General features: G+C 61.8%; 24 protein-coding genes. 22 read left to right on the top strand and 2 right to left on the bottom strand.

What is annotated here, in order from left to right; translation table 11 throughout:
- Nucleotides 1–52: 52 nt before the first annotated feature.
- On the bottom strand, nucleotides 53–199 hold the full coding sequence (locus tag ACYG9V_RS18975; RefSeq protein WP_023670953.1) for a hypothetical protein: 147 nt from the start codon (nucleotides 197–199) through the stop codon (nucleotides 53–55).
- Nucleotides 200–393: 194 nt separating this feature from the next.
- Here ACYG9V_RS18975 and coaD point away from each other — a divergent pair, with 194 nt between their 5' ends.
- From coaD to tgt, 7 genes are all read left to right on the top strand, one after another.
- Nucleotides 394–894 carry a pantetheine-phosphate adenylyltransferase gene (gene coaD, locus ACYG9V_RS18980; protein WP_023670954.1) on the top strand — a complete coding sequence of 167 codons (501 nt, stop codon included), beginning with the start codon at nucleotides 394–396 and terminating at the stop codon, nucleotides 892–894.
- Nucleotides 895–1,063: 169 nt separating this feature from the next.
- Nucleotides 1,064–1,558, top strand: coding sequence for a peptidylprolyl isomerase (locus tag ACYG9V_RS18985; RefSeq protein ID WP_352764641.1), 495 nt, complete (start codon nucleotides 1,064–1,066; stop codon nucleotides 1,556–1,558).
- 44 nt (nucleotides 1,559–1,602) lie between these two features.
- Nucleotides 1,603–2,115 (top strand): peptidylprolyl isomerase, encoded by a 513-nt coding sequence (locus ACYG9V_RS18990; protein ID WP_023693397.1) that lies wholly within the window; start codon nucleotides 1,603–1,605, stop codon nucleotides 2,113–2,115.
- A gap of 12 nt (nucleotides 2,116–2,127) precedes the next feature.
- Nucleotides 2,128–2,577: a DMT family transporter gene (locus tag ACYG9V_RS18995; RefSeq protein ID WP_023684639.1), complete on the top strand. Its 450-nt coding sequence runs from the start codon at nucleotides 2,128–2,130 to the stop codon at nucleotides 2,575–2,577.
- Complete coding sequence (gene queA / locus ACYG9V_RS19000; protein WP_023712379.1) at nucleotides 2,577–3,665, top strand: tRNA preQ1(34) S-adenosylmethionine ribosyltransferase-isomerase QueA; 1,089 nt, start codon at nucleotides 2,577–2,579, stop codon at nucleotides 3,663–3,665. The genes ACYG9V_RS18995 and queA overlap by 1 nt, the downstream gene beginning before the upstream one ends.
- Complete coding sequence (locus ACYG9V_RS19005) at nucleotides 3,655–3,924, top strand: hypothetical protein (protein WP_023684641.1); 270 nt, start codon at nucleotides 3,655–3,657, stop codon at nucleotides 3,922–3,924. Before queA ends, ACYG9V_RS19005 begins: the two co-directional genes overlap by 11 nt.
- Nucleotides 3,917–5,047, top strand: coding sequence for a tRNA guanosine(34) transglycosylase Tgt (tgt, locus tag ACYG9V_RS19010; protein WP_023712378.1), 1,131 nt, complete (start codon nucleotides 3,917–3,919; stop codon nucleotides 5,045–5,047). The genes ACYG9V_RS19005 and tgt overlap by 8 nt, the downstream gene beginning before the upstream one ends.
- Before the next feature lie 7 nt (nucleotides 5,048–5,054).
- On the opposite strand, the gene ACYG9V_RS19015 is transcribed toward tgt, so the two are convergent.
- Nucleotides 5,055–5,477 carry a DUF4864 domain-containing protein gene (locus tag ACYG9V_RS19015; protein ID WP_023670961.1) on the bottom strand — a complete coding sequence of 141 codons (423 nt, stop codon included), beginning with the start codon at nucleotides 5,475–5,477 and terminating at the stop codon, nucleotides 5,055–5,057.
- A gap of 192 nt (nucleotides 5,478–5,669) precedes the next feature.
- On the opposite strand from ACYG9V_RS19015, the gene ACYG9V_RS19020 reads away from it, so the two are divergent.
- The 15 genes from ACYG9V_RS19020 (at nucleotide 5,670) to ACYG9V_RS19090 (ending at nucleotide 19,833) form a co-directional block, all read left to right on the top strand.
- Nucleotides 5,670–6,281 carry a DsbA family protein gene (locus ACYG9V_RS19020; protein ID WP_023693402.1) on the top strand — a complete coding sequence of 204 codons (612 nt, stop codon included), beginning with the start codon at nucleotides 5,670–5,672 and terminating at the stop codon, nucleotides 6,279–6,281.
- 68 nt (nucleotides 6,282–6,349) lie between these two features.
- Nucleotides 6,350–6,586 (top strand): Lrp/AsnC family transcriptional regulator, encoded by a 237-nt coding sequence (locus ACYG9V_RS19025; RefSeq protein WP_023670963.1) that lies wholly within the window; start codon nucleotides 6,350–6,352, stop codon nucleotides 6,584–6,586.
- Between the two features lie 273 nt (nucleotides 6,587–6,859).
- The gene (locus ACYG9V_RS19030; RefSeq protein ID WP_023670964.1) at nucleotides 6,860–8,272 is read left to right on the top strand and encodes a circularly permuted type 2 ATP-grasp protein; all 1,413 of its coding nucleotides are present in this window, start codon (nucleotides 6,860–6,862) and stop codon (nucleotides 8,270–8,272) included.
- A 131-nt stretch (nucleotides 8,273–8,403) separates the two neighbouring features.
- Nucleotides 8,404–9,345 (top strand): alpha-E domain-containing protein, encoded by a 942-nt coding sequence (locus tag ACYG9V_RS19035; protein WP_023670965.1) that lies wholly within the window; start codon nucleotides 8,404–8,406, stop codon nucleotides 9,343–9,345.
- An 85-nt stretch (nucleotides 9,346–9,430) separates the two neighbouring features.
- On the top strand, nucleotides 9,431–10,225 hold the full coding sequence (locus ACYG9V_RS19040) for a transglutaminase family protein (protein ID WP_023670966.1): 795 nt from the start codon (nucleotides 9,431–9,433) through the stop codon (nucleotides 10,223–10,225).
- A 32-nt stretch (nucleotides 10,226–10,257) separates the two neighbouring features.
- A complete protein-coding gene (locus tag ACYG9V_RS19045) occupies nucleotides 10,258–10,989 on the top strand; it encodes a peptidase (protein WP_460221998.1) in 732 nt (243 codons plus the stop codon).
- 88 nt (nucleotides 10,990–11,077) lie between these two features.
- The gene (locus ACYG9V_RS19050) at nucleotides 11,078–12,493 is read left to right on the top strand and encodes a pyridoxal phosphate-dependent decarboxylase family protein (RefSeq protein WP_023715834.1); all 1,416 of its coding nucleotides are present in this window, start codon (nucleotides 11,078–11,080) and stop codon (nucleotides 12,491–12,493) included.
- A gap of 14 nt (nucleotides 12,494–12,507) precedes the next feature.
- Nucleotides 12,508–12,954, top strand: coding sequence for a hypothetical protein (locus ACYG9V_RS19055; protein WP_023693406.1), 447 nt, complete (start codon nucleotides 12,508–12,510; stop codon nucleotides 12,952–12,954).
- 115 nt (nucleotides 12,955–13,069) lie between these two features.
- Nucleotides 13,070–13,837: a DeoR/GlpR family DNA-binding transcription regulator gene (locus ACYG9V_RS19060; RefSeq protein WP_023670971.1), complete on the top strand. Its 768-nt coding sequence runs from the start codon at nucleotides 13,070–13,072 to the stop codon at nucleotides 13,835–13,837.
- A 117-nt stretch (nucleotides 13,838–13,954) separates the two neighbouring features.
- Nucleotides 13,955–15,475, top strand: coding sequence for a glycerol-3-phosphate dehydrogenase (gene glpD / locus ACYG9V_RS19065; protein WP_023700779.1), 1,521 nt, complete (start codon nucleotides 13,955–13,957; stop codon nucleotides 15,473–15,475).
- Between the two features lie 38 nt (nucleotides 15,476–15,513).
- Entirely contained in the window at nucleotides 15,514–16,593 is a 1,080-nt protein-coding gene (locus tag ACYG9V_RS19070) for an ABC transporter ATP-binding protein (RefSeq protein ID WP_023700778.1), read from the top strand.
- 10 nt (nucleotides 16,594–16,603) lie between these two features.
- Nucleotides 16,604–17,695, top strand: coding sequence for an ABC transporter ATP-binding protein (locus ACYG9V_RS19075; protein ID WP_023730147.1), 1,092 nt, complete (start codon nucleotides 16,604–16,606; stop codon nucleotides 17,693–17,695).
- Nucleotides 17,696–18,562: a carbohydrate ABC transporter permease gene (locus ACYG9V_RS19080; RefSeq protein WP_023670975.1), complete on the top strand. Its 867-nt coding sequence runs from the start codon at nucleotides 17,696–17,698 to the stop codon at nucleotides 18,560–18,562. It begins immediately after the preceding gene.
- 1 nt (nucleotide 18,563) lies between these two features.
- Entirely contained in the window at nucleotides 18,564–19,478 is a 915-nt protein-coding gene (locus ACYG9V_RS19085; protein WP_023670976.1) for a carbohydrate ABC transporter permease, read from the top strand.
- Nucleotides 19,479–19,545: 67 nt separating this feature from the next.
- Complete coding sequence (locus tag ACYG9V_RS19090) at nucleotides 19,546–19,833, top strand: DUF2160 domain-containing protein (protein ID WP_023670977.1); 288 nt, start codon at nucleotides 19,546–19,548, stop codon at nucleotides 19,831–19,833.
- Nucleotides 19,834–19,888: the final 55 nt, after the last annotated feature.

The raw sequence follows: 19,888 nt of genomic DNA on the forward strand, positions 1-19,888 counted from the left end.
GAGCAACAACGCCGGCCCGATGGGCCGGCGCAAACAAGAAACTAGCAATAAATCAGGGGCGACGGTGGGGCCAGCGAGCGCCGAAACCTTCGAACCGCTTTGTGCGGACACGGACGCGCTCTGCCTCGCTATGCAATCCGAATGCGGTGGCGATCAGCATGGCGACGGTCATTGCGGTGGCGAGCATGTAGATCAGCATGTGCGTGTTCTCCTGCGCCTATCCAACGGTTAGATCGGGTTTTGGTTTCATCTTCCGAAGTGCAAACTAGCGAACGCGGCGTGAAGTCTTCGTGATCAAGGCATTCATCTGTCGTTCATGTCTGCGAAAAGGTTCACGCAGATGTTCCCAATCGCATTTGCCTTCCGCCCAATGCCCCGCTAGAAGCACCTCCCATGACCGATCGCATCGCCCTTTATGCCGGCTCCTTCGACCCTCTGACCAACGGCCATCTCGATGTGCTGAAGGCATCGCTGGCTGTCGCCGACACGGTTTATGCGGCGATCGGCACCCACCCCGGCAAGACGCCGCTGTTTTCCTTCGACGAACGGGTGAAGCTGATCGAGGCCGCGACCAAGGCCGAATTCGGCCGCGACGGCGACCGTATCAAGGTCGTCGCCTTTGACGGGCTGGTCATCGACGCGGCCCGCAAGCATGGCGCCTCGATCATGATCCGCGGCCTGCGCGACGGCACCGATCTCGATTACGAGATGCAGATGGCTGGAATGAACGAGACCATGGCGCCGGAACTGCAGACGGTTTTTCTGCCCGCCAGCCCATCGGTACGCACCATTACCGCCACACTTGTGCGCCAGATAGCCTCGATGGGCGGAGACATCCGTCCCTTCGTACCGGCCGCCGTTGCCGGTGCGCTCACCGCCAAATTCGCGAAATAGTGCATGTCGCCCCAAAGTGGATGCCGGTTTTTGGGGCAACGACATGCACCCTAACAAAGACCTTCGGAGATCCCTTATGCAGCTGAAAAAGCTCGCCTCGTTCCTCGTCGTGCTTGCCGGTCTCGTGACCGCATCCGTTTCGGCCTTCGCCGCCGAACCGGAAAACACCATGGTCATCACCTTGAAGAACGGCGACGTCACCGTCGCGCTACGCCCCGACCTGGCACCCAAGCATGTCGCCCAGATCAAGAAGCTGGTGCGCGAAGGGGCTTATAACGATGTCGCATTCCACCGCGTCATCAACGGCTTTATGGCGCAGACCGGCGACGTCAAGTTCGGCAACATGAAGAAGGGGTTCAGCCCCGAGGCCGTCGGCACCGGCGGTTCAGACCTGCCCGACCTGCCGGCCGAATTCTCGCATAGCGAACATTTCAAGCGCGGCACGCTCGGTATGGCCCGTTCGCAGGACCCGAACTCCGCCAATTCGCAGTTCTTCATCATGTTCGCGCCGGCTCCGAACCTCGATGGCCAGTACACCATCGTCGGCAATGTCGTCAGCGGCATCGAACTGGTGGACAAGATCAAGAAGGGTGACGAGGCCGACAACGGCACGGTCAGCGAGCCCGACCGCATGATCAAGGTACGCATCGCCGCCGACAAGTAAACCAATCAAATCAATCTGTTTTTCTGAGATAAAGGATATACGACATGGCTGAGATCAAGGACCGCGAGAACGCGCTCATCCTGGAAACGACCAAGGGCAAGGTCGTCATCGAACTGTTCCCCGATTTGGCTCCCGGCCACGTCGCCCGCATCAAGGAACTGGCCCGCGAAGGCGCCTATGACGGCGTGGTCTTCCACCGCGTCATCGAAGGCTTCATGGCGCAGACCGGCGACGTGAAGTTCGGCAATTCGTCGAAGCCGACCTTCGCGCCCTCGCGTGCGGGCATGGGCGGCTCGGAAAAGCCGGACCTGAAGGCTGAGTTCTCCAACGCCAACCATGGTCGCGGCACCTGCTCGATGGCCCGTTCGCAGAACCCGAACTCGGCCAATTCGCAGTTCTTCATCTGCTTCGACGATGCCGCTTTCCTCAACCGCCAGTACACGGTCTGGGGCCAGGTCATCGAAGGCATGGACAATGTCGACAAGATCAAGCGCGGCGAGCCGGTGGTCGATCCCGACAAGATCGTGTCGCTGAAGGTCGCGGCCGACGTCAGGTAAGGACAAACGAAGATGATGGGCTTGGTCTGGTCGCTGCTCGGCATCCTGTCAGGCGCCTTCATCGCCGTCCAGGCGCCGATCAACTCGCAGCTGGCGCGCGGCCTGGGGCTCCCGGTCGCGGCTGCTGCGTTTTCGTTCCTGTCGGGCGCGATCGTGCTTGGTATCATCTCCATTGCCGTTGTGCGGCTGCAGGACATCTCGCTCGACTGGAAGGCGCCGGCGCCTTGGCTGTTCATCGCCGGCGGCATGCTCGGCGGTTTCTATGTTACCCTGTCAACCATTCTTACGCCGCGCATTGGTGCAGCCGCGTTGATGGCGTTCCTGGTTGCCGGCCAGTTGCTGGCCGGCATGCTGATCGATCGCGTCGGCTTTCTCGGCGTGGCGGTGCGCGAGATTTCGCTCGGCCGCATCGCCGGCGCGGTGCTGCTGTTGGCCGGAGCGCTGCTCGTCCGGCTCTACTGATGCGCGTCGATCTCTTCGACTTCGACCTGCCGGAGGAGCGCATCGCGCTGCGCCCGGCCGAGCCGCGCGACAGCGCCAGAATGCTGGTGGTCAGGCCAGGCGAAGACTTTGCGGACCGCGCGGTGCGCGACCTTCCGTCCTTGCTCAGAACGGGCGACGTGCTGGTCTTCAACGACACCAAGGTCATTCCTGCCCAGTTGAGAGGCATCAGGCGGCGCGGCGAAGCGCAGGCGCAGGTCGACGCCACGCTGCATATGCGCATGGCGCCGGACCGCTGGCTGGCCTTCATGCGGCCGGGCAAGCGCATCGCCGCCGGCGACCGCATCCATTTCGGCCATGACGGCAATTCCTGTTTTCTCGGCCAACTCGACGCCACGGTCATCGAGAAGGGCGACGCCGGCGAGGCGTTGCTCGGCTTCGACCTCTCCGGCCCATTTCTCGACGAAGCGCTGCGCGCCGTCGGCCACATCCCGCTGCCCCCCTATATCGCCTCCAAGCGCGACGACGACGCACGCGACCTGACGGATTACCAGACAATCTATGCCAAGGAGGAGGGCGCAGTCGCTGCCCCCACCGCAGGCCTGCATTTTACGCCGGAGCTGTTTGCCGCGCTGGATGCAAAAGGCATCGAACGCCGCTTCGTCACCTTGCATGTCGGCGCCGGCACCTTCCTGCCGGTCAAGGCGGACGACACCGCTGACCACAAGATGCATGCCGAGACCGGCTCGGTCAGCGAAGCAACAGCCGACGCTCTGAATGGCGCCAAGGCGCGGGGCGGGCGCATCATCGCTGTCGGCACGACCTCGCTGCGCCTGCTGGAGAGCGCGGCACGGCCTGATGGCTCGCTGACCGCCTGGTCCGGCCCGACCGACATCTTCATCACGCCGGGCTATCGCTTCCGCACCGCCGATCTGCTGATGACCAATTTCCATCTGCCGCGTTCGACGCTGTTCATGCTGGTTTCGGCCTTCAGCGGCCTAGATACGATGCGTGCGGCCTATGCTCATGCCATCGGGAACAATTACAGGTTCTATTCCTACGGAGATGCAAGCCTGCTTTATCGAGCGGAGATGAGCGATGGACGATGATCTGCAAGCCTTTGATCGCGAGAGCCTGATCGCCGAAGTGAAGAAACTCCGTGCCGGCATACGCCAGCATCGAGATTCTACCGGCCATGATTTATGCTGGCATCATCCCAACCTGTGGGACCTGCTGCCGGAAAAGACCGATCCATCGATTGCCGTGCCGCCATGGCCGAAATTCATGCGCGGCTGCATCCAATACCGCCAGTCGCTCGACAGGCAGGCGCCAGGCGCGCCTGTCCATGACAAGGAATTCAATGGCTGAGACATTCACCTTCAAGATCCTCGCCACCGACGGCAAGGCGCGGCGCGGTTCCATCACCATGCCGCGCGGCGAAATCCGCACGCCGGCCTTCATGCCGGTCGGCACCGGCGGCACGGTCAAGGCCATGTATATGGACCAGGTGCGCGGCGTCGGCGCCGACATCATCCTGGGCAATACCTATCATCTGATGCTGCGCCCCGGCGCCGAGCGCGTGGCGCGGCTTGGTGGGTTGCATGAATTCGCCCGCTGGCCGCAGCCGATCCTGACCGACAGTGGCGGTTTTCAGGTCATGTCGCTGTCGAAGCTCAGAAAATTGACCGAGAAGGGCGTCACCTTTCGCTCGCACATTGACGGCGCTGCCTACGAGATGTCGCCGGAGCGCTCGATCGAGATCCAGGGCCTGCTCGATTCCGACATCCAGATGCAGCTCGACGAATGCACAGCGCTGCCGGCCGACCTCAAGCAGATCGAGCGCGCGATGGAGCTGTCGCTGCGCTGGGCCGAGCGCTGCAAGACAGCGTTCGGCGATCAGCCCGGCAAGGCGATGTTCGGCATCGTCCAGGGTGGCGACAACGCAGCTCTCCGGGTGCGTTCGGCGCAGGCGCTGAGCGCGATGGAGCTGAAGGGCTATGCGGTCGGCGGCCTGGCCGTCGGCGAACCGCAAGCGGTGATGCTGGATATGCTGGAGATCACCTGTCCGGAATTGCCTGACAACAAGCCTCGATATCTCATGGGCGTCGGCACGCCGGACGACATCGTGAAATCGGTGGCGCGCGGCATCGACATGTTCGACTGCGTGATGCCGACCCGCGCCGGCCGCCATGGCCTGGCCTATACCAGGCGCGGCAAGGTCAATCTCAGGAATGCCCGCCACGCGGACGATCCGCGGCCGCTGGATGAGGAGAGCGACTGCCCGGCCGCGCGCGACTACTCACGCGCCTATCTGCACCATCTCGTGCGCTCGCAAGAGGCGCTGGGGGCGATGCTTCTGACCTGGAACAACCTGTCCTACTATCAGAAGCTGATGCAGGACATTCGCGCCGCGATCGAGGCCCGGGCCTTTGAGGCGCGCACGGCTGAGATTTCCGAGGCATGGGCGAGGGGTGATAGTCCGGTGCTGTAGCCGGGCCTCAGGTACTGAGCGAATTCGCTGCGCGCAAGCTGCAGCCGGTGATCTGAAAGCTGCCGTCGGGCTGCTGTTCCAGCGTGTAGACCGCCTCATAGTCCTTGCCGTCGGGTCCGACGATCAGCACTTGCTGGATTAGCGAAGTTGGCCCCATCTGCTCGACCTTGCCGAAGGAATAGCTCTGCGGCTGGCGCACCGGCGGATAGCCGTTGGTCACCATGTTCATGAAGGTGTCGACGGTCGGAAAGATGCGCTTCACATTCGGAGCGGCGAAACTGTACGCCTTGGCGCCATCATTGGCGATGAGTGCCTTCAACTGACCATCGATGACGGCCTGGCCGGCCTTGACTTCCGCATCACCGGCAAGGGCTGCCGAGACGAACAACGCGAACAGCAATGAAACGACTGCGAATGCGATGCGGCGCATGGCCTGTCTCCATTGTCCTCAACAAAACCTGTCCCAGGACGCATCATACCATACGCTTGGCGGAGCCTCACGGTTTCAGCAACCGCAATATTTGCCACGCAAGTGCCACAAGATCATGCTTAAGCCTCCTTTAACGCGAGGCGCGCATCGTAGGGACGGGTGGGGACCCGTTCGCGCAACCAGGGGACGACCATGTTCAAGCAGCCGATCGACCGGCGCCTTTTGCTGAAGGGCGCGGCAAGCCTCGCAGTTTTGGCTCCCTTGCCCGCCTGGGCAAGCACCGGGCCGACTGTCACGGAAGTCGCCTTCGATCCCGCCATTCCAGCGCTCGGCAACCCCGATGGCGACGTCACCATCGCCGAATTCGTCGACTATCAATGCCCGATCTGCAAGCTCGTCTTCGTCGAACTGAAGAAGTTGATGGAAGAGGACAACGGCGTCCGGCTTGTGATGAAGGACTGGCCGATCTTCGGCGACGTGTCGCGCGACGCGGCGCGGGTGACGCTGCTGAGCGGCGAACACTATGGCGCGGCGGTCGATGCGCTGATGACCAACCAGCGCGGCCTTTCGGAACGCCGCACCAACGACATCCTTTCTTCCGTCGGTGTCGATGTGGCGATGGTGCGTGCCGACCTCGCCATCCGTGAACCCGACATCGACGCTGCCCTTGTCCGCACCGAAGCCCAGGCGACGGCTTTCAAGCTGCGCGGCACGCCAGCCCTGGTCATCGGCGGCAACTTGTATCGGCGCGGCATGCCGGTGTCCGAACTGAGACAAGCCGTCGCCAAGGCGCGCTCGGCCTGATGCTTGAAAGCCGGGCGGCAGTCTGCCACAAGGGCCGCTTGTGTGCTGAAGCTTGATCGGGACCGGCAATGAAGACGTTTTTCATGCAGATAAAGTGCGATCTGGGCAAGTCCTATGAGGTCGCCAGCGCGCTCGCCGATGCCGAAATCGCCTCGGAAATCTACTCGACCGCCGGCAATTACGACCTGCTTGCCAAATTCTACGTCGACGACGAGGAAGATGTCGGCCACTTCGTCAACGAGAAGGTGCAGATTATTCCCGGAATCAAGGACACCTTCACGGTCGTCACTTTCCGCGCATTCTAAAGCAATTCCAGGAAAAGTGTGAAGCGGTTTTCCGTCCGGAATTGCGGCAAAGCAAAAAGCCATGGCAGGTCGCCGTTTCCATGAAACGGTGAACTGCTATGGCCGCATCAGGCACTTGCCCGGCGACAAGGCAGAGCCTGATTAAGGTCCTGTTCCGACTGCCCGAATTTTGGGCAGTCGGAACATACTGATCGCCGATATCCTCCAAATCACCGATTGCGCTTGATTTTCTCCCGCGACGCCAGTGAAATGGCGTCACAGGGGAGTATGCGATTGGCAGCGTTCGATGAAATGCTTCCGGAAGTTTCCGGGCTTAGACAACCGTATACGGCTTACGACCGCTGGCTGAAGGAGCAGGACCCGGCCAGGCTTACCGAAAAGATGCAGGACGCCGAGCGCGTCTTCCGCAAGACCGGCATTACCTTCGCCGTCTATGGCGAGCAGGAAGCCTCCGAGCGGCTGATCCCCTTCGACATCGTGCCGCGCATCATCTCCGGCAATGAATGGCGAAGGCTGACGCAAGGCATCGAGCAGCGCGTGCAGGCGCTGAACGCTTTCCTCGACGACATTTACCACCGCCAGGAAATCCTGCGCGCCGGCCGCGTGCCGAGGGAGCTGATCGCCAGGAACGAGGCGTTCCTGCCGGAAATGATCGGAGTGCGGCCACCGGCCGGCGTCTACACCCACATTATCGGCGTCGATATCGTCCGCATCTCGGAGAACGAGTTCTACGTGCTGGAGGACAATGCGCGCACGCCGTCGGGGGTCTCCTACATGCTGGAGAACCGCGAGACGATGATGCAGCTCTTTCCCGAGCTGTTCCAGCAGATCAAGGTGCGGCCGGTGGAGAATTATCCGCAATTGCTGCGCCAGTCGCTGGCGGCAGTGCGGCCGCAAAGCACCAAGGGCGCACCGACCATTGCCGTGCTGACGCCGGGCAGCTTCAACTCCGCCTATTTCGAACATGCCTTCCTCGCCGACCAGATGGGCGTGCAACTGGTCGAAGGCCAGGATCTGCGCGTTGTAGACGGCCACGTCGCCATGCGCACGACCGAAGGCTACAAGCAGATCGACGTGCTTTACCGGCGCGTCGACGATTCCTTCCTCGATCCGCTGACCTTCCGGCCGGACTCGGCCCTTGGCGTGCCCGGCATTATGGACGTCTACCGCGCCGGCAACATCACCATCGCCAACGCGCCGGGAACCGGCATCGCCGACGACAAGGCGATTTATTCCTACATGCCCGACATCGTCGAGTTCTACACCGGCCGCAAGGCCATCCTCGGCAACATCCCGACCTGGCGCTGCTCGGAGCCCGACAGCCTGAAATACGTGCTCGAACACATCCATGAGCTGGTCATCAAGGAAGTGCACGGCTCCGGCGGCTACGGCATGCTGGTCGGCCCGGCTGCGACCAAGAAGGAATGCCAGGATTTCGCCAAGAAGCTGCAGGCGAAGCCCTCCAACTACATCGCCCAGCCGACGCTGGCGCTGTCGACTTGCCCGATCCTGACCGAAAAAGGCCTGTCGCCGCGCCATGTCGATCTCAGGCCCTATGTTCTGGTCTCCGACCGAATCCAGATCGTTCCCGGCGGCTTGACGCGGGTGGCGCTGAAGGAGGGGTCGTTGGTCGTGAATTCCTCGCAAGGCGGCGGCACGAAGGATACGTGGGTGTTGGACGATTAGGTAGGGAATAGGGCAGTAGGCAGTAGGCAGTAGGCAGTAGAGGGACAAGAAATGCCATATTCCACAGAGATTCAAATGCTTACTAATCCCTACTCACTATTCCCTACTCACTAGCCCGAAGGCCACTTCACATGCTTCTCGGCCGCACCGCCAACGGGCTCTACTGGATGAACCGCTATATCGAGCGGGCGGAAAACATGGCGCGTCTGGTCGATGCCGGCCTTCGCATGGCTCTGACCCGCACCCAGAGCGCGTCGGAAGAGTGGAATTCGGTGCTGCTCAGCGCCGGCTCCGACGTCACCTTCACGCAGAAATACAAGGACTATACCGCCGCCAACGTCGCCGACTTCCTGCTGCGCGACACCTCGAACCCGTCGAGCACGATGTCGGCGATCGAGACCGCTCGCAACAATGCCCGCATGGTGCGCACCGCGCTGACGCGCGAGACGTGGGAGAGCATCAACGAAGCCTGGATGGCCCTGAAGCGCATGCTGGCAAAGCCGATCGACGAGCGCGACCTGCCGAGTGTGCTCGACGCCATCAAGCGCGAGACGGCGCTGATCCGCGGCTCGTTCTACGGCACGATGCTGCGCAACGAGATCTTCGACTTCTCGCAGCTCGGCACCTATGTCGAGCGGGCCGACAACACGGCACGCATCCTCGACGTGAAATACTACGTGCTGCTGCCGTCGATCTCCTGGGTCGGCTCGAGCCTCGACAACTACCAGTGGGAATCGATCCTGCGCTCGGTGTCGGCGCACCGTTCCTATCGCTGGGTCTATGAGGCCGACTACAAACCGACCAACATTGCCGACTATCTGATCCTCAATGTGCGCATGCCGCGCTCGCTGACCTTCTGTTATCGTTTTCTCGCCGAGCATCTGAAATTCCTCGGCGACGATTATGGCGACCGTCATGCCTGCCACGCCACCGTCGACAGGACACAGGCGATGCTGCAGGCAGGGTCGATCAAGGACATATTCGACACCGGCCTGCACGAATTCCTGGCCAGGTTCATTCAAGACAACACCAAGCTTGGCGAAGAGATCGCACAAGATTACCGGTTCAATTGAGCATGATCGCGAACCGGAGGACCGCGCTAGCGACAAGTGAGACCCGGTTTTCGGATAAGATCATGCTTACAAACGGAAAATAGGCATGCGGCTCAAGATCACCCACCGTACCGAATACCGCTACGACGCGCCGGTGCACTATCTGTTGCAGCGGCTACGCCTGTTACCGGTCAGTGGCCCGACGCAGACCGTGCTGTCCTGGGCGCTGAAGATCGAGGGCGCGCGCGAGGAAGTCCGCTTTAACGACCATTTCGGCAACGATAACAGGCTGTTGAGCGTCGAGGGCGAGCGCGACTTCATCACCGTCGAGGCCTCCGGCGAGGTTGTCACCCGCGACACAGCGGGCGTCTCGGGTCCGCATCACGGCTTTGCGCCACTGTGGCTGTTCAGCCAGGAGACAGCTTTGACCATCCCCGGCGAGGGCATAAGCGAGCTTGCCGCGGCGGTCGGCAAAGGTACCGACATCGAAAGGCTGCATCGGCTGATGGCGCTGATCGTCGAGCGCGTCGCCTACACGCCGGGCACCACCAGCGTGACGACCCCGGCGGAAGAGGCATTGGCGCTGAAGACCGGCGTTTGCCAGGATCACAGCCACATCTTTGTCACCGCAGCCCGCGTCATGGGTTTTCCGGCCCGCTATGTCAGTGGCTATCTGATGATGGATGCGGCCATCGAGCAGGCGGCAAGCCATGCCTGGGCCGAAGCCCATGTTCAGGGTCTCGGCTGGGTCGCCTTCGACGCCGCCAACGGCATTTCCCCCGATGAACGCTATGTCAGGGTAGCCACCGGCCGTGATTATCGCGACGCCTCGCCGGTGTCGGGAATTCGACTGGGACAGGCGGAGGAACAGCTTGCAGTCACCGTCACGGTAGAGCAGTAGTCTCCGGCAAGATTGCTGCCTGAAGAGATTCCATGACTTATTGCGTCGGCCTCAAGATCGATCGTGGGCTCGTGTTCATGTCGGACACGCGCACCAATGCAGGGATGGATTCGATCTCCACTTTCAAGAAGATGCATGTCTGGGAAGAGCCAGGCGAGCGCGTCATCGTACTGATGTCGGCCGGCAATCTGGCTACGACGCAGGCCGTGGTCAGCCTGCTCGACGAGCGCACCAAGGCGGTGGCGGAACGCCACGCGACGTTGCTCGAGACCCCATCCATGTACCAGACGGTGCGGCTGGTCGGCGACACCGTCAAGGAAGTCATCGCCAGCTCGTCGCCTGCCGGCGAAAAGGCGGATTCCTATTTCAACGCCTCCTTCATCCTCGGCGGCCAGATCAAGGGCAGCCCGCCACGGCTGTTCATGATCTATCCCGAGGGCAATTTCATTGAATTGACCGACGACACGCCGTTCTTCCAGATCGGCGAGACCAAATACGGCAAGCCGATCATCATCCGTGCCTATGAAAGGACGATGAGCCTGGCTGAAACGGTCAAGCTCTTGCTGGTATCGTTCGATTCGACGCTGAAATCGAACCTGTCCGTCGGCCTGCCTCTCGACCTGCTGTTCCTGGAGGAGGACACGTTCACGGTGGGTTTGAAAAAGCGCATCGGCCAGGACGATCGATATTATCGTGCTATTTCCGAAGGCTGGTCGAACGCGTTGAAGACGGCCTTTGCCAGCCTGCCGGATTTTCCGGGGTAGCGCGGGACCTTCGTCGCGGTTGCCTGTCTCTATTTAACATGTTAATCAAAATTCAAACGGCTGGCTGATCGGCGTGTCGGGAGGATCCATGGACAACGAGCAATTCCGCGACTGGTCGAGGCGCGCCGCCGACTGGGGCGCTGATTACCGCGCCGGCCTTCGCGATCGGCCCGTGCGACCTGCCATAGCGCCGGGCGAGATCTTCAGGAGCATCGAAGCTTCTCCGCCGGAGGCCGCGGAATCGATGGAGACGATCTTCGCCGATTTCGAAGCCAAGATCGTGCCCGGCATGACGCATTGGCAGCATCCGCGTTTCTTTGCTTATTTCCCGGCCAATGCAGCACCCGTCTCGGTGGTGGCCGAATATCTGGTCTCTGCGATGGCCGCGCAGTGCATGCTGTGGCAGACTTCGCCGGCGGCGACAGAGCTTGAGACGCGCATCGTCGACTGGATGCGCCAGGCGCTCGGCCTGCCCGAAGGCTTTTCCGGCGTGATCCAGGACTCCGCATCATCGGCGACGCTGGCCGCCGTGTTGACCATGCGCGAGCGCACGCTCGACTGGCAGGGCAACAAGAAGGGTCTTTCCGGGCAGGGCAGGCTGCGCGTCTATTCCTCCGACCAGGTGCACACCTCGATCGACCGCGCCATCTGGGTCGCCGGCATTGGCGAGGAAAACCTCGTCCGCATTCCCGTCGCTGGCACCTACCGCGCCATGGATACCGCGGCTTTGGAAGCGGCGATTGTTGCCGACCGCGCCGCCGGCCTATTGCCGGCCGGCATCATCGCGTGCGTCGGCGGCACCAGCACCGGCGGCACCGACGACATCGCTGAAGTGGCCGCGGTGGCCAAACGCCAGGGGCTCTATCTGCATATCGACGCCGCCTGGGCCGGATCGGCGATGATCTGTCCGGAATACCGGCATTTCTGGACCGGTGTCGAGGGCGCGGACTCGATCGTCTTCAACCCGCACAAATGGCTGGGCGCGCAATTCGACTGCTCGATCCAGTTCGTCCGCCAGCCGGAGGATCTCGTGCGCACACTGGCGATCAAGCCGGACTATCTGAAAACTCGCGGCCATGACGGCATCATCAACTACTCCGAATGGTCGGTGCCTCTCGGCCGTCGCTTCCGGGCGCTGAAGCTGTGGTTCCTGCTGCGCGCCCATGGCCTCGAGGCGCTGCGCACCATGATCCGCAATCACGTCGCCTGGAGCGAAGGCATAGCAGCGCGCCTGGCCGAGGAGGAGGATTTCGAGCTCGCCAGCCAGCCGATGCTGTCGCTGTTCTCGTTCCGGCATCGCGCCGCATCCGGCGTTGACTCCGACGAGCACAATTTGCGTCTGGTCGACGCCATCAACAATGACGGCCGTATCTACCTGACGCAGACGCGTGTCGATGGCCGGGTCGCCATCCGCTTCCAGGCAGGCCAGTTCGAGACAACCGCGGCCGATGTCGATACCGCCTTCACTGTCATCTGCGAGTGTGCAAGATCCCCGAAGGACTGACAGGGATTGCCCGGGTGGTTGCCGCCGCCGGGGCAAGCCAGCAAGGACTTGCGAGCAAGCATATGGCCGGAAGGGCCGAAGGGGTTAGCCAGAATCTGACGGGCGTCTGGAGCGGGCGCTATTTCTATCCGCGCGAACTGCCGCCGGTTTCCTTCGTTGCAACGCTGATCGAGACGGCAACCAGCTTGACGGGGATGACCCACGAACCGGCGGCGACCAGCACGGCAAGATACGCAAGCCTGCAGGGGCAGCGAGAGGGCAACGCCGTCTCCTTTACCAAGACATACGACAAGGCCGAATTGAAGGCGCACCCGATTCACTACAGCGGCATCATCAACGGTGATGCAACCGAGATCAAAGGCACTTGGCGAATCCCGGGATACTGGTCCGGCAATTTCCTGATGATCCGCTCGCCAGGTAAAGTCGCGGCTGTCACCCGCAAGGTGGCGGAGCGGGTCTGAGCCGTATCTGCCCGGTTCGCCTTTTCAATCATCGATATTTCATTAGCCGGCGTCTCCCTTTTCATTGCTTTCGTTTTCAGCTACAAACAAGAAAAACGAAAACGGGAGGTTCTCAGTGTATTTGTCGCCGCGCCATGCCGAGATCATCCAGATGGCGAAGGACCATGGCCGTGTGCTGGTCGATGACCTCGCCACGCATTTCAACGTGACGCCACAGACCATCCGCAAGGACCTCAACGATCTCTGCGACCAGCGGCTGCTGACGCGCATCCATGGCGGGGCCCTGTTCCCGTCCGGCATCGAGAACATGGAGTATGAGGCGCGCCGCAAGATTGCCGCCGACGAGAAGGAGGCCATCGGCCGCGCGGCGGCCAGGCTGATACCCGACAACGCCTCCCTGTTCATCAACATCGGCACCACGACCGAGTCGGTCAGCAAGGCGCTGCTCGACCATACCGGGCTGATGGTCATCACCAATAATATCAATGTTGCCAACAGGATGCGCATCTATCCTTCGATCGAGGTGGTAATCGCCGGCGGCGTCGTGCGTGGCTCCGACGGCGGCGTTGTCGGCGAGGCCGCGGTCGATTTCATCAGGCAGTTCAAGGTCGACTATGCAGTGATCGGCGCCTCGGCCATCGACCATGACGGCGCGTTGCTCGATTTCGACTTTCGCGAAGTGAAAGTGGCGCAAGCCATTATCGCCAATGCCAGGCATGTCATCCTGGTCTCCGACCAGACCAAGTTCGAACGCACCGCGCCGGTTCGCATCGGCCATCTCTCGCAAGTCAACACCTTCATCACCGACCGTTGCGACATCCCGTCGGTGCGTAAGATCTGCGAGGAAGCGGAGGTTCAATTGATCGAAACGTCGCTCGGCTAGGCTATCGATCACGGTCCCGTTACATTTCGTTTGACATTCGTTCTTATTTCGAAATAATCCCGATACGGTTTCGTAACAACTCAAAAATGCTGCAATGCGAAATCGCGGGAGGGATTCGTGGACGCAGTCCGTGACATCTTCGTCATCGGTGGCGGCATCAATGGCTGCGGCATCGCCCGCGACGCCGTTGGGCGGGGCTTTTCGGTATTTCTCGCCGAGATGAACGACCTCGCCAGCGGAACCTCCTCCGGTTCGACCAAGCTGATCCATGGTGGCCTGCGCTACCTCGAATTCTACGAGTTCCGGCTTGTGCGCGAGGCGCTGATGGAGCGCGAGGTTCTGTGGAAGAACGCGCCGCACATCATCTGGCCGATGCGCTTCGTGCTGCCCTATGCCAAGGGCCTGCGCCCGGCCTGGCTGATCCGGCTCGGCCTGTTCCTCTACGATCATATTGGTGGCCGCAAATTGCTGCCGGCGACCCGGACACTGGACATGTCCAAGGATCCGGCGGGCAAGCCGCTGAAGCCGCTGTTTCACAAGGCCTTCGAGTACTCGGACGGCTGGGTCAACGATGCCCGGCTGGTGGTGTTGAACGCGCGTGACGCCGCCGACCGCGGCGCCACCATCCGCACCCGCACGAAAGTCGTCGGGGCGCGGCGCGAAGGCGATCTATGGGCGATCCGCGTGGAAGACGTGCGGACGGGAGATGCCGACGAGGTCAAGGCCCGGCTGCTGGTCAATGCCGCCGGTCCATGGGTCGACCACGTCCTGTCGACCACCGTGGGCCAGAACGACGTGCACAATGTGCGCCTGGTGCAGGGCAGTCATATCGTCATCAAAAAGAAATTCGATGATCCGCGCGCCTACTTCTTCCAGAACAAGGACGGGCGCATCATCTTCGCCATCCCTTACGAGGAAGAATTTACGCTGATCGGCACCACCGATCGCGACTATCCCGGCGATCCGCATGACGTGAAGATCAGCGACACCGAGATCGACTATCTCTGCGCGGCGGCGAGCGAATATTTTGCTGAAGCCGTGACGCGCCCCGACATCGTCTGGACCTATTCGGCCGTGCGCCCGCTCTACGACGACGGCGCTTCGAAGGCGCAGGAAGCGACCCGCGACTATGTGTTGAAAGCCGATGGCGGCGAGGGCAAGGCGCCGATCGTCAACGCTTTCGGCGGCAAGATCACCACCTACCGCCGGCTGTCGGAATCGATGCTGGAAAAGATCGAAGGTTTTCTCGGCAAGCGCGGCAAGCCGTGGACGGCGAACGCGCCCTTGCCGGGCGGCGATTTCCCGGCCACCGGTTTCGACGTCCAGGTGGCGAAGCTGAAGAGCGCCTATCCTTTCCTCGACCAGCGCCTGGCGCGTCGGTTGACCAGGCTTTACGGCACGCGCGCGCAAGTGCTGCTCGGCCTTGCCAAGTCGAACGCCGATCTCGGCCGCAATTTCGGCGCCGATCTCTATGAGGCCGAGGTACGCTACCTCAGCGAAAATGAATGGGCGCTGACCGCCGAAGATGTATTGTGGCGTCGCACCAAGCGCGGTCTGCATCTCAGCCGCGAACAGGCCTCGGCGCTTGACGAATTCATGCGCGGCATCAGCCGGCGCCATGTCGCGGCAGCGGAATAGGGAAGGCGATTGATGCACAAAGCCTGGGAGGAGGCATCATGCTGGAACTGAGAAACGTGACGAAGATGGTCGGCGCGGTGGAGCATATCCGCGACGTGTCGCTGACGCTTCAGCACGGCTCGCTCAACGTTTTGCTCGGGCCGACACTGTCGGGCAAGACAAGTCTGATGCGGCTGATGGCCGGGCTCGACGTGCCGACCACCGGTTCAGTCTGGTTCGACGGCCAGAATGTCACCGGCATGCCGGTGCAGCAGCGCAAGATCGCCATGGTCTATCAGCAGTTCATCAACTACCCCGCGATGACCGTCTACGAGAACATCGCCTCGCCGTTGCGCGTCGCCGGCACCGACCAGGCCAAGATCGACAAGGAAGTCCGCAACGCGGCAGGGCTTCTGAAGCTCACACCCTATCTCGACCGCACGCCGCTCAGCCTGTCCGGCGGACAGCAGCAGCGTACGGCGCTGGCCCGCGCCATCGTCAAGAATGCCAGCCTGGTGCTGCTCGACGAGCCGCTCGCCAATCTCGACTACAAATTGCGCGAGGAGCTGCGCGCCGAACTGCCCAAGATATTTGCCGCAGCCGGCACCATTTTCGTCTACGCCACGACTGAGCCGCATGAAGCCTTGCTGCTCGGCGGCAATACGGCGACGCTGTCCGAGGGGCGGATCACCCAATTCGGGCCGACCATCGACGTCTTCCGCAAGCCGATCGACCTGGTGACGGCGAAAACCTTTGCCGATCCGCCGCTCAACACCATCGTGCTGGCCAAGAAGGGCCCGGATTTCCTGCTCGAGGGCGGCGTCAAGCTGCCGGTGCCGGCCGAACTCGCCGGCATTGCCGACGCCAATTACACGATCGGCTTTCAGCCGCATCATCTGTCGCTGGAGCGGCCCAACGCTGCCGCGGTGCCGGTGCGCGCCAAGGTGACGATCACCGAGATCACCGGCTCGGAAAGCTTCATCCACCTCGATTTTGCCGATGCGCGCTGGGTCATGCTGGCCCACGGCATCCGCGATTTCGAGCCGGACGCCGAGATCGAGGTGTTTATCGATCCGCGCCACATCATGGTCTTCGACAGCAACGGCAGCGCCGTCGCCGCGCCGAAGCTTGCGGCCTGAGGGGGAAGAGATGGCGCGCATCGACGTCAACCATGTCAGGCACTCCTACCTGCCCAATCCGCAGAAGGATGCCGATTTTGCGCTGCGGGAAGTGCACCACACATTCGAGGATGGCGGCGCCTATGCGCTGCTTGGGCCCTCGGGTTGCGGCAAGACCACGCTGCTCAACATCATTTCGGGACTTCTGCACCCCTCGCACGGTGAGTTGTTGTTCAACGGCAAGGACGTCACCAATCTGTCGACGCAGGAGCGCAACATCGCGCAGGTGTTCCAGTTCCCGGTCATCTACGACACCATGACCGTTTACGACAATCTTGCCTTCCCGCTGCGCAATCGCGGCGTGCCGGAGGCCGATGTCGACCGCAAGGTGCGCGAGACGCTGGAGATGATCGACCTGGCGTCGTGGGCGAAGAAGAAGGCGAGGGGCCTGACCGCCGACCAGAAGCAGAAGATCTCGCTCGGCCGCGGCCTGGTGCGCTCGGATGTCAATGCCATCCTGTTCGACGAACCGCTGACGGTTATCGATCCGCACATGAAATGGGTGCTGCGATCGCAGTTGAAGCAACTGCACCGCCGCTTCGGCTACACCATGGTCTATGTCACCCATGACCAGACCGAGGCGCTGACCTTCGCCGACCAGGTCGTCGTCATGTATGATGGCGGCATCGTCCAGATCGGCACGCCGGCTGAATTGTTCGAGCGCCCGCGCCACACATTCGTCGGTTACTTCATCGGCTCGCCCGGCATGAACGTCATGCCGGTGGCGATCGACGGCAAGACCGCGACCATTGGCAGCCAGCGCATCGAGCTGCCCGGCGCGCCAAAGACCGCCGCTGGGAGCTCCGGCGCCATCGAACTCGGCATCCGCCCCGAATATGTCAGGCTCGGCCGTGACGGCATGGCGGTTAAAATCAGCAAGGTCGAGGATCTCGGCCGCCACAAGGTGGTGCGCGCCAGCCTCGAAGGCCGCGAGATCGCTGCCGTCATCGGCGAGGACGAGAGCGTGCCGGCCGACCCAAAGGTTCGCTTCGATCCGGCAGGCATCAACATCTATGCCGATTCCTGGCTGGTTGAGATGGGGCGTGTCGAGATGGGGGCATAGATGGAAAAGACCTGGAACAACAAGGCCTGGTTCCTGGTGCTGCCGGTGCTGGTGCTGGTGGCGTTCTCGGCCGTCATTCCGCTGATGACGGTCGTCAACTATTCGGTGCAGGACACCTTCGGCAACAACGTCTTCTTCTGGGCAGGCACCCAGTGGTTCGAGGAACTGCTGTCGTCCAGCCGCTTCTGGGAAGCGATGGTGCGCAACCTGATCTTCTCCTTCATCATTCTGGCCATCGAAGTGCCGCTCGGCATATTCATCGCGCTCAACATGCCGAAGAAGGGCTGGGGCGTGCCGGTCTGCCTAGTGCTTATGTCGTTGCCGCTGCTCATTCCGTGGAACGTCGTCGGCACCATCTGGCAGGTCTTCGGCCGCAACGACATCGGCCTGCTCGGCTACTACGTCAACGCGCTCGGCATCGACTACAATTACGTTCAGGATCCGTTCGACGCTTGGGTCACCATCATCATCATGGACGTCTGGCACTGGACCAGCCTTGTCGTGCTGCTCTGCTATGCCGGCCTGGTTTCGATCCCGGATGCCTTCTACCAGGCGGCCAAGATCGACGGCGCCTCGCGCTGGGCGGTGTTCCGTTATATCCAGCTGCCGAAGATGCAGCGTGTGCTTTTGATCGCCGTGCTGTTGCGCTTCATGGATAGCTTCATGATCTACACCGAGCCCTTCGTCGTCACCGGCGGCGGCCCCGGCAACTCGACCACCTTCCTGTCGATCGACCTCGTCAAGACCGCGCTCGGCCAGTTCGACCTCGGTCCGGCGGCCGCCATGTCACTGGTCTACTTCCTGATCATCCTGTTGTTGTCGTGGGTGTTCTACACCGTGATGACCAACTACGACGCGGAGCGCTGAGATGAGCGGCGCCAACGAAAGAGCCGACAGAGTGAGCGAAACCACCGCTTCGGGAAAATTGGCGAGCACGCTTTCGCAGGATCAGGTCGCCCGGCTGATGCGCAAGCGCGGCGAGGAATCGCGCTGGTGGTGGATCGTGCCGACGATCTACATCATCGTGCTTCTGCTGCCGATCTACTGGCTCATCAACATGAGCTTCAAGACCAATGCCGAGATCGTCTCCTCGCTGACGCTCTATCCGCATCAGCCTACGATCGCCAACTACGTTACCATCTTCACCGATGCGTCCTGGTATTCGGGCTACATCAACTCGATCACCTATGTTGTCATGAACATGGTGATTTCCGTGGCTGCGGCGCTGCCGGCGGCCTACGCCTTTTCGCGCTACCGCTTCCTCGGCGACAAGCATCTGTTCTTCTGGCTGCTGACCAACCGCATGGCGCCGCCGGCAGTGTTCGCGCTGCCGTTCTTTCAGCTCTATTCGGCCTTCGGCCTGATCGACACCCATATCGCGGTGGCGCTGGCGCACTGCCTGTTCAACGTGCCGCTGGCGGTATGGATCCTCGAAGGCTTCATGTCGGGCGTGCCCAAGGAGATCGACGAAACAGCCTATATCGACGGCTACTCGTTCCCGCGCTTCTTCGTCAGGATATTCATGCCACTGATCGCCAGCGGCATCGGTGTCGCCTGCTTCTTCTGCTTCATGTTCTCATGGGTCGAGCTTTTGATCGCTCGCACGCTAACGACCACCGATGCCAAGCCCATCGCCGCCACCATGACCCGCACCGTTTCGGCCGCCGGCATGGATTGGGGCCTGCTCGCCGCAGCCGGTGTGCTGACGCTGATCCCCGGCGCGCTCGTCATCTGGTTTGTCCGCAACTACATCGCCAAGGGCTTCGCCCTGGGGAGGGTGTGATGAAACAAACGCACGGGTTCATCCTCACCACCACCGCCAAGGGCTTTGCCCTGGGGAGGGTGTCACCATGAATCTCGACCTCACCTGGATGGCCTGGACGTGGCCGACGGCGGCGTTCTTCGGCACCATTCTTCTGCTGCTGTGCGGCATGGCGTTTTGGGAATTTGCCTCGCCGGGCGGCAATCCGCGCGTCGGCATCCTGCGCTTCGAGACGACGCGCGGCGACCGCCTTTTTCTGTCGCTGCTTGGCAGCGCCTTTATCCATCTCGCTTGGCTGGGTCTTGTCGGATCCAACCTGTGGTGGGCTCTCGCTCTCTCCGTGGTCTACGCCGTCGGCGTGTTCCGCTACGTATAGAGGGGGAAACTGTTGGAGCGACCGCGTGCCGGCGGCCGTTCCAGATCACACTTGA

It is taken from the genome of Mesorhizobium sp. W016 (assembly GCF_054719485.1).